Annotated in this window: 12 protein-coding genes; 5 read left to right on the top strand and 7 right to left on the bottom strand. The window is 39.6% G+C overall.

What is annotated here, in order from left to right; translation table 11 throughout:
* Window positions 1-222: 222 nt before the first annotated feature.
* Window positions 223-1,200 (top strand): GMP reductase, encoded by a 978-nt coding sequence (locus tag FC65_RS04430; protein WP_056971704.1) that lies wholly within the window; start codon window positions 223-225, stop codon window positions 1,198-1,200.
* A gap of 82 nt (window positions 1,201-1,282) precedes the next feature.
* On the opposite strand, the gene FC65_RS04425 is transcribed toward FC65_RS04430, so the two are convergent.
* Window positions 1,283-1,642, bottom strand: coding sequence for a PTS glucitol/sorbitol transporter subunit IIA (locus FC65_RS04425; protein WP_010498971.1), 360 nt, complete (start codon window positions 1,640-1,642; stop codon window positions 1,283-1,285).
* Between the two features lie 191 nt (window positions 1,643-1,833).
* Here FC65_RS04425 and FC65_RS04420 point away from each other — a divergent pair, with 191 nt between their 5' ends.
* Both FC65_RS04420 and FC65_RS04415 read left to right on the top strand, forming a co-directional pair.
* On the top strand, window positions 1,834-2,865 hold the full coding sequence (locus FC65_RS04420) for a lactonase family protein (RefSeq protein WP_056971703.1): 1,032 nt from the start codon (window positions 1,834-1,836) through the stop codon (window positions 2,863-2,865).
* A gap of 24 nt (window positions 2,866-2,889) precedes the next feature.
* The gene (locus FC65_RS04415) at window positions 2,890-3,543 is read left to right on the top strand and encodes a copper homeostasis protein CutC (RefSeq protein ID WP_056971701.1); all 654 of its coding nucleotides are present in this window, start codon (window positions 2,890-2,892) and stop codon (window positions 3,541-3,543) included.
* Between the two features lie 85 nt (window positions 3,544-3,628).
* Here the strand turns inward: FC65_RS04415 and galT are convergent, their stop codons facing one another.
* Together galT and FC65_RS04405 are read right to left on the bottom strand one after the other, a co-directional pair.
* A complete protein-coding gene (gene galT, locus FC65_RS04410; RefSeq protein WP_056971699.1) occupies window positions 3,629-5,113 on the bottom strand; it encodes a UDP-glucose--hexose-1-phosphate uridylyltransferase in 1,485 nt (494 codons plus the stop codon).
* Between the two features lie 44 nt (window positions 5,114-5,157).
* Window positions 5,158-6,321, bottom strand: a complete 1,164-nt coding sequence (locus FC65_RS04405) for a galactokinase (RefSeq protein WP_056971698.1) — start codon at window positions 6,319-6,321, stop codon at window positions 5,158-5,160.
* A 148-nt stretch (window positions 6,322-6,469) separates the two neighbouring features.
* Between FC65_RS04405 and FC65_RS04400 the strand changes: the two genes are divergently transcribed.
* Window positions 6,470-7,477: a substrate-binding domain-containing protein gene (locus tag FC65_RS04400; protein WP_056971696.1), complete on the top strand. Its 1,008-nt coding sequence runs from the start codon at window positions 6,470-6,472 to the stop codon at window positions 7,475-7,477.
* 70 nt (window positions 7,478-7,547) lie between these two features.
* On the opposite strand, the gene mgtE is transcribed toward FC65_RS04400, so the two are convergent.
* The 3 genes from mgtE to FC65_RS04385 are packed head-to-tail and all read right to left on the bottom strand — an operon-like array spanning window position 7,548 to window position 10,631.
* Window positions 7,548-8,918 carry a magnesium transporter gene (gene mgtE / locus FC65_RS04395; RefSeq protein ID WP_056971694.1) on the bottom strand — a complete coding sequence of 457 codons (1,371 nt, stop codon included), beginning with the start codon at window positions 8,916-8,918 and terminating at the stop codon, window positions 7,548-7,550.
* A 13-nt stretch (window positions 8,919-8,931) separates the two neighbouring features.
* The gene (locus FC65_RS04390) at window positions 8,932-9,825 is read right to left on the bottom strand and encodes an RluA family pseudouridine synthase (RefSeq protein WP_056971693.1); all 894 of its coding nucleotides are present in this window, start codon (window positions 9,823-9,825) and stop codon (window positions 8,932-8,934) included.
* The gene (locus tag FC65_RS04385; protein WP_056971691.1) at window positions 9,822-10,631 is read right to left on the bottom strand and encodes an NAD kinase; all 810 of its coding nucleotides are present in this window, start codon (window positions 10,629-10,631) and stop codon (window positions 9,822-9,824) included. Before FC65_RS04385 ends, FC65_RS04390 begins: the two co-directional genes overlap by 4 nt.
* 698 nt (window positions 10,632-11,329) lie before the next feature.
* Here FC65_RS04385 and FC65_RS04380 point away from each other — a divergent pair.
* Complete coding sequence (locus FC65_RS04380) at window positions 11,330-11,989, top strand: DsbA family protein (protein WP_235803075.1); 660 nt, start codon at window positions 11,330-11,332, stop codon at window positions 11,987-11,989.
* Window positions 11,990-12,055: 66 nt separating this feature from the next.
* Here the strand turns inward: FC65_RS04380 and pepF are convergent.
* On the bottom strand, window positions 12,056-13,472 hold a 1,417-nt coding region (gene pepF / locus FC65_RS04375), incomplete at its 5' end, for an oligoendopeptidase F (RefSeq protein WP_056971686.1).

Below are 13,472 nucleotides of genomic sequence, written 5' to 3'. Positions count from 1 at the left end.
CCTTAAGGGAAAAGTATGAATAATTCAGGTGTTTTTTAAAAAGATGAAACCTGACACTGGCCCTCTTTTTTAGTAGAACACGAACGTTCATTGAAAACTACGAACCTTAAATTTGACTTTTAGATTATAATTAGGTAAAATTCATATGTTTGTGGAAACAATAAATGCACAAGAACGAATAATTATAAATAAGCTCCACAATTCAGAATGCGAGGGATAAACATGCCAGTTTTTGATTATGAGGACATCCAGCTTGTTCCTAATAAGTGTATCATCAATAGCCGTTCCGAGGCTGATACTACCATTAAGTTCGGACCAATGACGTTTAAGATCCCAGTGGTTCCTGCCAACATGGCAACGATCATTGATGAAAGTTTAGCTATCTGGTTAGCACAAAACGGTTATTTTTATATCATGCATCGTTTTGATAAAGAAAATCGCCTTGAGTTTGTCAGAAAAATGCATGACCAAGGTTTATTTGCTTCGATTTCCGTTGGGGTCAAACAAGAAGAATACGATTTAGTAGATCAGTTGAGCAAAGACGATTTTATACCTGAATACATCACGATCGATATTGCTCATGGTCACGCTGATTCAGTGATCAATATAATCCACTATATCAAAAAACATCTCCCTGGCTCTTTTGTGATCGCAGGAAATGTTGGTACACCAGAAGGAGTTCGTGAACTCGAAAATGCCGGTGCAGATGCCACTAAAGTTGGGATCGGACCAGGCAAGGCTTGTATTACTAAATTAAAAACCGGATTCGGGACTGGCGGCTGGCAGTTAGCAGCTGTGCGTCTCTGTGCCAAAGCAGCCAGCAAACCGATCATTGCCGACGGTGGGATTCGAAACAATGGCGACATTGCCAAATCGATCCGCTTTGGTGCTTCAATGGTCATGATCGGCTCTTTGTTTGCTGGTCACACTGAAACACCCGGCGATATCGTCGAGGAAAATGGTGAAAAATTCAAAACCTATTACGGTTCCGCCTCAGAATATCAAAAAGGCGAATACAAAAATGTTGAAGGTAAAAAATTACTGGTCCCATACCGTGGCAGCATCGCTACTACACTCCGTGAAATGCAAGAAGATCTGCAATCCTCTATTTCTTATGCGGGAGGACGTTCATTAGCAGCCTTACGCAAGGTAGATTATGTGATCGTCAAGAATTCGATTTTTAACGGAGATACGATTTAACCTACTGATTTCTTAAAACTAAAAACAACGACCTGAGCCGCTTTCTCTAAAAGTGTTCAGGTCGTTTTCAATATCAGCTAATTTATGCACCAAATGTAATTATAGTTCCCACGTGAACATCGGGCTCGCCATGAGGCTTTAAATAAATCGCATTGGCTCTGGGACGGTCTGGAACCTGATGAAAATCAAAAATAGTATGTCCGATCGACATTAAATTACTTTCAACAAGCGGACCAAGATATGTGATCTCATATTCTTGTTGATCAAAGCTGACTTTTTGACCAACTTTCAGCTCATATTTTTGTTCAAAATCAGGAAGTACTTCATGGATCAGTGAAACATCACGCAGTTTGTCGGACGCCGTCTCATCAAATAAAATGATCAAGCCATCTTCTTTAGAATCTGCATGCTTTCCGATGGCAGTGATTCTTGTCTTAAGCATTCCATTTACCTCTTTCTTTAAAAAACATTTCACCTTCTATCTTAGCATAATACTTGTACAAAATTTATATTTTATGCTAATTAAAGCAGGCAAAATAGTCGTTGGTAAAATGATCCATAATGAAAGACGCCAAGCGTTTTGAATGCTATACTTTAACATAGAAGTTTTGAAAGGAAGTGTATAAGTACTTTATGAAAGAAAAAATCTTTTTCGGTACATATACCCGAAAAACCAGTCAGGGTATATATCAGGCAACACTTGACACGAAGCAAGAAAAGCTGAGTCAACCGCAATTGGCTGTTAAGATCGGGGGCCCAACTTATTTACGTCTGACCTCTGCTAATGACTTGCTTGCGGTCACTTCTCAAGATGACCAAGGTGGGATCAGCAGTTATCAAATAACAGCTGCTGATTTTACTAAAAATAATGATGTCTTACACCCAGGGGCTAGTCCTTGTTACATCGGTGTTGACAATAAAAGACAACTAGTTTATTCAGCTAATTATCATAAGGGCCAGATCATTGTCTACAAGATCAATGAGAATCATACTTTATCACAGACCGATAGTGTGACCGTTACTGGTCAAGGCCCACGTGAAGAGCAAGATAGCGCACACGTCCATTTCACCGATCTCACTCCTGATGGACGTTTGGTTGCAGTTGACCTAGGCAGCGATAAAATTTACACATACGATGTCTCAACGGCCGGCAAGTTAACACAAGTCAACGTGTTGGAGACTGAATCCGGTTATGGTCCACGTCATTTGGTTTTTTCTCCAAATGGTAAATATGCTTATTTAGCTGGAGAGTTATCTAGTCAGATCAGTACTTTGAAATACAAAAAAGCAGAGGGAGCCTTTGAAGTTTTACAAACACTCAAAACGATCCCCTCCGATTGGACGAAGCACAATGGTGCAGCTGCAATTAAAATCTCAAGCGACGGAAAATTCGTCTATGTTTCCAATCGCGGTTACAATTCACTGGCTGTCTTTGAAGTTCAAGCCGATCAGCATCTACAATTAGTTCAACAAATTTCAACCGAAGGTGACTTTCCGCGAGATTTTGCAATAGACAAGACAGAAAAATTCATTGTCTGTGCCAACCAAAATACCGACAACGTCACTTTGTACGCCCGTGACTCTCGCAGTGGCCAATTGACCTGTCTGCAAAAAGATGTTGTTGTCCCTGAGGGCGTTTGTGTCTGCTTTGCTGACCAAGCATAAAAATTAAATTTGGAGATGAAACCCTTGTTATTAAAAGAAGCGTGTCTCGAAAACTTTACAGATCTGCCGGCTGCTTGCCTGAATGGAGCTGCTCGGATCGAGTTGTGTGATAATCTTGCCGTTGGAGGCACAACTCCCAGTAAAGGAGTGATCGCCGAAGCTGCCAAATATTGTCACGACAAAAACATTTTGCTGATCGTTTTGATCCGCCCGAGAAAAGGCAACTATGTTTATACCGACACTGAAATCAAGATCATGGAAGCTGATATTTTTGAAGCACAGGCACTAGGTGCGGATGGAATATCCTTTGGAGCTTTGACACCGGATAACGACTTGGATCTTGAAGCCATGAACCAACTTGGGGCTGCAGCTGGCGGAATGCAGCTGATCTTGCATATGGCCTTTGATGAAATGGATTTCGCGCAGCAGAAAAAAGCAATCGATTGGGCAGCCGAACAAGGCTATGAACGGATCTTAACTCACGGAGGACCCTTGTCGCAGTCCAATACCGCAACAGTTTCGCACCTTAAGGAGCTAATAGCGTATGCAGCTGGGCGAGTAAGCATTCTACCAGGCGGCGGGATCACTGCTGAAAACTGTGACAAGATTGCTAAAGAGCTTGGCGTTTCACAAGTCCATGGTTCTAAGATAGTTTCTTTAAAATCTACACAAAAATAAGAATATTTCTGTAAAAACAACCGGTAACACATAAGTTTCTTAGCTTATGTGTTACCGGTTGTTTTTGTAATGAGCTCACGTCAGCTTATTTCAATCCAACTTCTTTTGCAAATTTAAGGAATGCAACATGACCCTGCTGATCTCGCTTAAAAACCCCAGCATCTTCCAAGACCCTGGCAAATACCTTACCGACCTCTTTTTGCAAAACTGAATTAACATTGGTGCTTGATATTTCATGTTGAGTCCGTTTAATATCTTGCGCCCATTTTAAATGATAAGCGGCAATTTGATTAGGCTGACCCAATAAATAATTAGCGACTTCTTTAAGTTCATCTTTTAGGCGTGGCGGCAAAATAGCCAAACCCATAACTTCAATCAAACCAATATTTTCTTGTTTGATATGTTGAACATCTGGATGCGGATGGAAGATACCGTCGGGAAATTTTGCAGATGTTTGATTGTCTCGTAAAACGAGATCCAACTCAAGCTGCTCTCCACGATGACGAGCGATCGGCGTGATCGTATGGTGTGGTTCACCTGCTGTTTTTGCACGGACCCCTACACTTTCATCACTATAACCGCGCCATTTATCCAAAATCTTTGTCGCTAGTTTGATCAATTTATCCTTAGATGTCCCACGTAATCTAACAACTGACATCGGCCATTTAACGATCCCTGCCGTTATATCTGCGAAACCGACAAAACTCAGCGGCGTTTCGATTGGTGCCTGCTCCATTGCAAATACATGCCGCCCTCCTTGATAATGTTCATGAGTTAAGATCGAACCTCCCACGATCGGCAGGTCGGCATTACTACCCACAAAATATCCGGGGAATTTTTCAATGATCGTCAGTAAACGTTTAAAAGTCTCCTGGTCGATCTGCATTTCATGATGTTTAGTATCCAAAAAAATACAATGCTCGTCAAAATAAGCATATGGTGAATACTGAAAGCCCCATTTTTCATCATCAATATCAAAACGAACAACACGGTGGTTACTCCGAGCTGGATACCCGATCCGCCCTAAATAACCTTCATTTTCGAGACAAAGTTGGCACATAGGATAGCCTGTTGCCTTTTGTTTTTTAGCCAGTGCGATCTGTTTGGGATCTTTTTCTGGTTTGGACAAATTGATCGTGATCTCCAAATCGCCATACTCAGTTTTAGCTGGAAAGTAAATATTATTGGCGATCGCACGAGTTTTAATATAATCGCTTTTTTTACTCAATGCATAAAAGTCAGCAATTGCTTGTTTTGGACTAATATTTGCATAAGTTTCCCAAAAATGACGGTTAACTTGACTTGGCCGCGGGACGATGAGTTCCATTAATTGAGAAGCGACAATATCCTGTTCATCGTGGGTCTCACCGCATCGACCGTTTATTTGCGCCTGCTTGACCAGCTCGTCTTTGAGGTCTAGTAATCCTGTTTGCTTTGTAAAGACATTTAAAGTTTCGTCACCAACCAATCTTAAAACATAATTTCGTAAATAAATGTGGTCAGTTGCTTCAAACTCGCTGTTGTTAATGACTTCGTTTACAAAAGCATCAACTAATTTCTGTTGAGCCATTTTTCTTTCACCTACTCTTTTAATTCTCTGCTCTCTCAAATCTCTTAAATAACTTTGGTTCCATCGGAGATCTTGGCTTCATAAAATGAAGGAGCATAACCGATCTCTGTTGTGTATTTAGCAGCAACTTGTTTTTCAAATTCTGGAACTTGTGCACTAGCGACTATGGCGATCGCACATCCACCAAAACCAGCACCAGTCATGCGAGCACCTAACACACCATCTTGCTGCCAAGCAGTGTGAACCAATGTATCTAACTCTTTACCAGTAACTTCATAGTCATGCTCCAAAGAAACATGAGAAGCATTGACTAAGCGACCAAATTCTGCTAATTTTCCCTCTTGCAAGAGTTTTTTTGCACGTAATGTCCGCTCATTTTCAAGAACAGCATGACGAGCCCGTTTAAGACGATTGCCGTCTTCAATCAAATATGAATATTCATCGAAGGTATTTGCGTCCAATTCACCTAAAGAAGAAATATCAAGTTCAGTCTGTAATTCACTTAAAGCTTTTTCACATTCCGCCCGACGTTCATTATATTTGGAGTCGGCAAGTTCGCGACGTTTATTAGTGTTCATAATAATAATGACATGATCTTTCAAGTCGATCGGCGCAACTTCATATTCAAGCGTATTAGTGTCCAATAAGAGTGCATGATCTTTTTGCCCCATACCAACGGCAAACTGATCCATGATCCCTGAATTGACCCCAATAAATTCATTTTCAGTCTTCACACCTAATTTAATTAAATCAAGGCGTTCGATTCCCAAGTTAAATTGATCATTCACGATCGACCCGATCAACATTTCTAATGCAGCTGAAGAAGAAAGTCCTGAGCCATTAGGAATATTACCATTGATGTATATATCTAAACCGCTCGACAGGACATGACCTGCCTCTTGCAGAAACTTGATCATTCCCTTGACGTAGTTAGCCCACGAATCTTTCTTGCTATATTCCAAAGAATCAAGGTCAGCTTCAACCACACCAAGATCAGTAAAATTGCCAGAATAAAGACGCACTTTTCGATCTGTTCTTTTAGCGACAGCGCCCCAGATACCCAATGAGATTGCACACGGGAAAACATGTCCCCCATTGTAGTCAGTATGTTCACCGATCAAGTTGATCCGTCCCGGTGAAAAGTATTCCGCGCTTGGTTTTGATTGGTAGATATTAGTAAATGCTGTAATAAGTTCTTGTTTGTCCATTGATAAAGCCTCCCAGATTTTTAAGTAAACGCTTAACATTTTCATTGTAAACTATTTTACTAAAATCATCAATGTTTTACTAATATATTTACTTAATTAATCACTGTGGTAAAATAAAACTATATTATAAATGGAAGGATGTGCACGAATGGCAACTATTAAAGACATTGCCCACCTGGCCAAAGTTTCATCAGCCACAGTCTCACGGGTCTTAAACCATGATTCAAGTATGTCGGTCGGCACAGAAACAAAAGAACGCATTTTCAATGCTGCACATCAGTTAAACTACAAAAAAACTGGTAGCCGGGCAACTAAAAAAACAACAAAAAAGACACTGGCGATCATCGAGTGGTATACCGAACAACAAGAATTAAATGACCGCTATTACTTTTCTTTACGCGAAAGTATCGAAAAAAAAGCACAAGAACTAGGCTATCGCATCACACGACTGTTCCATACGGATCCCTTAGAAAGGGCAGCAGCTTGTGACGGAATATTAGCTTTAGGCAAGTTTAGCACTCCTCAGATACAAGAGTTGGGGCAGCTCTCAGACCACATCATTTTTGTTGACTGCGATACCCTCTTTGCTGGTTACAGCTGTGTGGTTCCTGACTTCGAAAACGGTGTGACTACAGTCTTGGCGCAATTCGAAAAAGCCGGTCTAAAAAAAATCGGCATGTTAGCCGGTGAAGAACATACATCCGACCAAGAGGAAAGCCTGCTTGACCCACGTTTTTTAGCCTTTAAAAAATTACTGACAACTCAAAAAAAGTATAATAGTCGCTATGTTTACGTTGGTGACTTCACTATGGATGCTGGTTACCAAATGATGCAGCAAGCTTTGGCCGATTTAAAAAACGATCTGCCTGAAGCATTTTTCATGGCTAATGATTCTTTGGCAGTGGGCGCATTACGAGCCTTGCAAGAAAAAAACATCAAAGTTCCAGAAGATATTAGTGTCATTTCGTTTAATGATTCTTCATTAGCTGGATTTGTTTATCCTAAACTCAGCAGTGTCCATGTTCCAACTAAGCAAATGGGAATAACGGCAGTCAAACTCTTAACAGCGCAGTTATCTTCATCTAATTTTGAAAATGTTCCCAAAAAAATAACATGTGGGGTCAGGCTTGTGGTCAGAGACAGTTCCCAAAACTGAGCTATAGCAGTTTATTAATTATATGAACACACAAAAAGCAATTCTCACTTAGCTGTTTGAGAATTGCTTTTTAATTATTCAAGAAGAAACTTAAGAATAAGTGTGCAATATTAAAGTAAATCAATACTGAGGTCAAATCACTTAAAGTGGAAATAAATGGTCCTGACGCAACGGCAGGGTCCACCCCCACTTTATCCATGATCAACGGAATAATACTGCCCGCCACAGTTGCAACCGTGATCGCTGTTGACATCGAGATACCGATCACGAAACCTAAAATAAAATTTTCTTTCCAAAAACCGACGAGTAAGAAAACAGCTAGGCCTGTTGTCACACCGGCAAACAATCCCGTAAGTAGCTCGTTAAAAATTGTTTTCAAACCTGAGCGCCGATCTTCTTCACTGTTAGACAACCCACGGATCGCCACAGCTAAACTCTGGGTACCAGCATTACCTGCAGTCCCCGTGATCAAAGAAACAAAAACCGCAAGGATACTGGCCTGAGAAATCAAAACTTCATAATGGTCGATCAAAGTAGTAGTTGACATCCCCATCAACAGTAAAATCAACAACCATGGCAAACGTTTGAGTGAAGCTTGAAATGGGTTTTCTGGAGTTTCTTCAGTATCAACACCAGCCAAACCTGAATATTCACCGGCATTTTCTTCATCAATAACATCGATAACATCATCAACATTGATAATACCGACTAATTTATTTGCATAATCAATAACTGGCAAAGCCACGAAGTTATAATCACGCACTTTCTGTGCAACTTCGGTCTGATCTTCATCGACTGGTACCGAGATCACAGGTTCAGTCATGATCTCAGAAATTTGAGTCTCTTCCGGATTAGTTAGTAAATCACGCAAAGTCACGACTCCGATCAATTCATTATCATTAGTCACAACATAAGCATAATAGATCAATTCTGCGTCTGCTGCTTCTTCACGAATATCTTTGATCGCAGAACTAATATCCTGGTCGGCAAAAATATCGACATACTCAGTCGTCATCAAAGCACCGGCAGTTTTATCCTCATAATGCAGCAACTCACGAATCTCTGCAGAGCGTTCTTCTGGCAGTGCCAACAAATAATGAGTCAGATCTTTATTTTGCGCATAGGCTAAAATATCGACCGCATTATCGGTATACATTTCGTCAATAACTTTGGCAGCATATTGAACCGGCATTTCTTTAAAATATCTAACTACATCCTCTGGTTCTTCTTCGATCGCATCGAACATATCGCCGACCTCTTCGGCACTTAAATACCGATAGACTCTGCTGCGCAATGTTCGGTCCAGGTCTGAAAAAATTTGTGCCTGTTCATGGACATGTAAGTCTAGATATTCACGCCGAAATAACTTAGCTTTTTGATCGGACAACAGTTGAGCGATCTGGTCGTTTTTATTTGCATTTTGCATTTGTTTATCGGCCATTTTTATACCTCTTCTAAAGATTCTTCATATATTCGGACATGTCTTTTTTTAATGGAGCAGTGAAGGTCATGATTTTTCCTGTTAACGGATGTTTAAAAGTCAACCGGTAACAATGCAACGCCTGACGGTACAATCCGCCCCTAAAATGACCACCATACATCGTATCCCCTAATAATGGATGACCGATACTTGCACAATGGACTCTGATTTGGTGTGTTCTCCCTGTTTTAGGCTGTACTAAAAGCAACGAACCTGCGGCACTGCTTTGCAAACATTTAATATGAGTCAGGGCTTGCTGCCCATCCGTTACAACTTGACGTTTGAACAGACTTTGCGGATCGCGTCCGATCGCGGCGTGTACATCAAATTCATCGCTTTGTGCTAACTGACCTTCTACTAGTGCCACATACTGTTTGGATATTTTTCTTTGTTGCATTTGAATATCTAACAAAGCGTGAGCATAACGGTGCTTAGCAAATAAAACTAAGCCGCTCGTATCCCGATCGAGCCTTGAAACAATGTGTGGAATAAGCCCCCGATAATTACGAACTTCATAGTAGCCGCAAACCCGATTGACCAATGAATCATTCAAGTAGAGTTTCGATGGGACCGAGGTTAAATGAGCAGGTTTATTAATAATTAACAAGTCACGATCCTCGTAAATAATATCAAGCGGCACATAAGAAGGGACAAGTTCTGTCTTACGTCCGTGTTCAGGAGGCAAGAGCAGCGTAACAACTTGTTTTGAATGAATTTTATCGATCGTTCGTCCTGAAACATTATCAACCAAGATCTCCCCGCCTTCATGACGGATCTTAGCTAATAATCTGCGAGAAACATGTTGTTGTTTTAAAAAGGACTTCAGTCTGATCTCTGAGTCCCCCAAATATTGCCACTCAAATTTCATTGCTCGTCACCAATAAATGAATCTTTCACACGATTCCAGAAACCGTTGTGACGATACTTGGCAAAATAAACTTTTTTCTTAGAAACTTTATATGTGATCTGAGCAACATCAGTAGTATGGTAGTAGCGCGAATCTACTGCCAACAAGAAATCTTGGTTGCTACCAGGGCTAACGGGTCGAATAGTTACCCAGTCGTTAGGGCTAATGATCAAAGGTGAACTGATTGTTCTAAAAACTCGGTTATTGATCGAACTGATCTCAGCCAACTGCAAAACGGGCATGTCTGGGTGAACAACAGCTCCGCCTAACGACTTACTATATCCGGTAGATCCCGTTGGTGTTGCCACACACAAACCGTCACCACGAAAACGTTCAAACAAGTCTCCACCTATATATACGTCAGATGTCATAGTCGGACCGACTCTCCTGATAGATGATTCATTCAGTGCTAAGAATTGATGAACTTCACCATCCTTACGTGTCAAAACATTAACATCTAACAACGGGTATGAAACTGATTGCCTGTTATCAGATTGTAAACTAACGACCAAATCATCGATCTCACCATCGCGCCAGTCTGTATAAAAGCCCAAATGACCAGTATGAACGCCAACAAAGCGGATCTGATCTAACTGTTTTTCATAATGATGGAAAGCAGAAAGTAATGTTCCATCACCTCCGACAGTGATCACGATATCGGGATTTTCGGAGTCAAAAATAAAATGTCTATCAGCCAGCTTTTTTTGCAGCTGCTGCTTGATTGCTAATGATTTATCTGAGTCATTTGCAAAAATCTCGATTTTCATAACTTTCCTCTTTTGCTTGATTTACTTAAATACTGAAGCACTTGAATATAATAGATAAAAAGCCAATGTTACCATGCCCTCATTCACTTACCTAGTGTACCACAGTTACTAAATCATTTGAATTTTGACTTTATTTTTTAGTCGGGCTGCAGCAAGCAAGAAGTTTTGTTTATCCAATTTAAACAGCATAATGCAAAATGCGCACTTCGCTTTTTAAGTTCACTATATTCGCTTTTGCCCACTTACCTCCAAGCTTTTTTAATTTTTTAAAATTTTTAAAGATCAGTTTTTTTGCTTCCTTAGAAAATCTGAGTTTTTACTGCTAAATTTAAGCACTATTTTTGCAAGCTACTCTATTTTTTGTTAATCTATGGCATGAATATTTGAGCTCAAACCAATAATCTGGGATCTGTTAAAAAAAGTTATGGTATATACCAAAAAATAATGTATTTTACTTTAAATTTACAAACAGATTCACTATAATAGGTAAGGTTTCAATTAACGGAATAAAAGTTTAGGTGAAAAGCGCCTATGTAAATTTAGATTTACGCTTATTATAAAATAGCAACTTTAACTTCTTTTTTCAGATAATGTTTGTGATAAACACATTCATTGCAATTAAAAATAAGTCTGGTAAAGTGAGGATAACATCTAATGAAAAAGACAGTTAGTTTTTGGAGGAAACAATTTTGTTAGAAATGTATTTATTTATCAACCCTATCGGTAGTACTTGTTATCATGCCGAGCAAAATATTTTGGATATGATCCAAGAAGCTAGAGAAGATGTTCGTTTCCGCTTCATTCCTTTAATGAATATGCAAAGTGTGCAAGACATTATGGAAATGAATGGCAAGTCCCGGACAGATTTAGCGACCCGCAATAAGTTAGTTATGAACATTTATCATGCTGCATTAGATTTTAAAGCGTCTTTGTTTCAAGGTAAAAAGCGTGGAAGAAATTTTTTGTTAAGCATTCAAAGGCAAATGGAATATTCTGTTGATGGCAATTATACCAATGATATTGCTATGCAAGCAGCTTTAGAGAGCGGGTTGGATAAGGAAATGTTTATCCATGACCGAAACTCCGAATTCACTGCTAAATCTTTTATGAAAGATCAAAAAACCGCTGCAGAAATGAACGTTAAGCATCATCCAACGGTTGTCTTATTTAACGTTAAAGGTTATGATTGCGGCATTGCCATGGATGCGTGCAAGTCCGATTATGTTTTAAAGGAGATCCTTGCTGGTAGAATGCCAACTGATTTAGTTGAAAAAGACTGCGGGTGCCACTCACAGATGAATTCATTTTTAAAATCTAATCGTACTCCACTTAAAATTCAAATTGACAGCAATAATTAGTTAATATCATTCAAAAGACCCGACCAAAATTTAAATGGCCGGGTCTTTTTTGTAGGGAATATGTCCCTATTTTAATAATTGTTTCAGTTCCTCAAGTCGCTTCTCAAAGACAGTAAAAGCATTTTCTAAATAATCAACTTTAGTCATATCTACCCCAGCTTGTTTCATAATGTTGATCGGGTAGTCTGAACTTCCTGATTGCAAGTAATGAAGGTAGGCTGCAGTATCTTCAGGCTGGTCATCTAGAATATTATTAGCTAATGTTGTCGCTGCAGCAAAACCTGTAGAGTATTGGTAAACATAAAAATCATAGTAAAAATGTGGGATCCTAGCCCACTCGTCAGCGATTTGTGGGGTACTGCCGACTTCTTTGCCATAGTATTGTCGGTTAAGGTCCAAGTATTTAGTCGACATTTCATCAGCTGTCAAAGATTCTCCTTTTGCATCTGTTTCATGGAGCCACTGTTCAAATTCAGCGAACTGTGTTTGCCGATAGACTGTACCCTTAAAGCCGTCCAAATAGTAATTTAAAACATATGCTCTAACAGCTGGATCAGCTTCGTGTTCCAATAAGTAAGCAGTCAGCAAATTTTCATTTGTAGTTGAAGCGATCTCAGCCACAAAAATAGAATAGTCACCATATTGAAAAGGCTGATGCTGTTTGGTCAGTTGGCTATGCATGCTATGTCCCATTTCATGAACTAAAGTATACAAACTATCCAGATCATCGTTCCAGTTCAATAAAATATATGGTGGTGTATCATAGCCGCCGCCTGAATAAGCTCCCCCTCTTTTCCCTTTATTAGGAATAACATCGATATACCGTTTTTCAAAGGCATTTTGAACCTGTCCAACATAATCCGAGCCCAAAACTGACAATGCCTTTAAAGCAATTTTTTTACCTTCTTCAAATGTATACGTCAATTCAGGCTTACCTGTCAATGGCGTATAAAGATCATACATGCTCAAATCAGTTAATTTCAAGACTCTTTTTCGCAAACCAACATAACGTTGTAACAGATCAAGGTGGCGATGAACAGTCTGAACTAAGTTATCATAAACCGTTTCTGGAATATTATTTGCATTTAATGCTGCTTGTCTTGCACTACCATAATGTCGGACTTTCGCATCATAGTTTTGAATATGAACATGAGACCCAAGTGTTTTACCGAAAGTTCGTAAGAATTGGTGGTAAACTTCGTATAATTTGGTAAAAGCCTGCTTTCTAATCTCGCAATCTGTAGACTGGATCAGTTGGCTGTACGTACTATCAGTCAGCTCAGTTCTATCACCATTTTGATCGATCACATCAGCAAACTTCAGATCCGCATCATCTAGGACTGAAAAGATATTTTCCGGAACAGCAAAAATATCTCCCATCGAAGCTAATAATTTTTCTTCCGGCGCGCTTAAAGTATGTTCAGCAAAACGTAAGGTGTCCTCAAATAAATGACCTGGATTATTCATAATTTTACCTTGAGGT

Origin of the sequence: Ligilactobacillus acidipiscis DSM 15836 (assembly GCF_001435755.1) — a bacterium.
GTDB lineage: Bacteria > Bacillota > Bacilli > Lactobacillales > Lactobacillaceae > Ligilactobacillus > Ligilactobacillus acidipiscis.
This window is presented reverse-complemented; position numbering and strand designations above follow the sequence as displayed.

What these genes read in the sequence shown, in the direction of transcription:
- FC65_RS04430 (WP_056971704.1), top strand. Translation starts at nt 223, where the DNA reads ATGCCAGTTTTTGATTATGAGGACATCCAGCTTGTTCCTAATAAGTGT.
- FC65_RS04425 (WP_010498971.1), bottom strand. Translation starts at nt 1,642, where the DNA reads ATGCTTAAGACAAGAATCACTGCCATCGGAAAGCATGCAGATTCTAAA.
- FC65_RS04420 (WP_056971703.1), top strand. Translation starts at nt 1,834, where the DNA reads ATGAAAGAAAAAATCTTTTTCGGTACATATACCCGAAAAACCAGTCAG.
- galT (WP_056971699.1), bottom strand. Translation starts at nt 5,113, where the DNA reads ATGGCTCAACAGAAATTAGTTGATGCTTTTGTAAACGAAGTCATTAAC.
- FC65_RS04405 (WP_056971698.1), bottom strand. Translation starts at nt 6,321, where the DNA reads ATGGACAAACAAGAACTTATTACAGCATTTACTAATATCTACCAATCA.
- FC65_RS04400 (WP_056971696.1), top strand. Translation starts at nt 6,470, where the DNA reads ATGGCAACTATTAAAGACATTGCCCACCTGGCCAAAGTTTCATCAGCC.
- mgtE (WP_056971694.1), bottom strand. Translation starts at nt 8,918, where the DNA reads ATGGCCGATAAACAAATGCAAAATGCAAATAAAAACGACCAGATCGCT.
- FC65_RS04390 (WP_056971693.1), bottom strand. Translation starts at nt 9,825, where the DNA reads ATGAAATTTGAGTGGCAATATTTGGGGGACTCAGAGATCAGACTGAAG.
- FC65_RS04385 (WP_056971691.1), bottom strand. Translation starts at nt 10,631, where the DNA reads ATGAAAATCGAGATTTTTGCAAATGACTCAGATAAATCATTAGCAATC.
- FC65_RS04380 (WP_235803075.1), top strand. Translation starts at nt 11,330, where the DNA reads ATGTATTTATTTATCAACCCTATCGGTAGTACTTGTTATCATGCCGAG.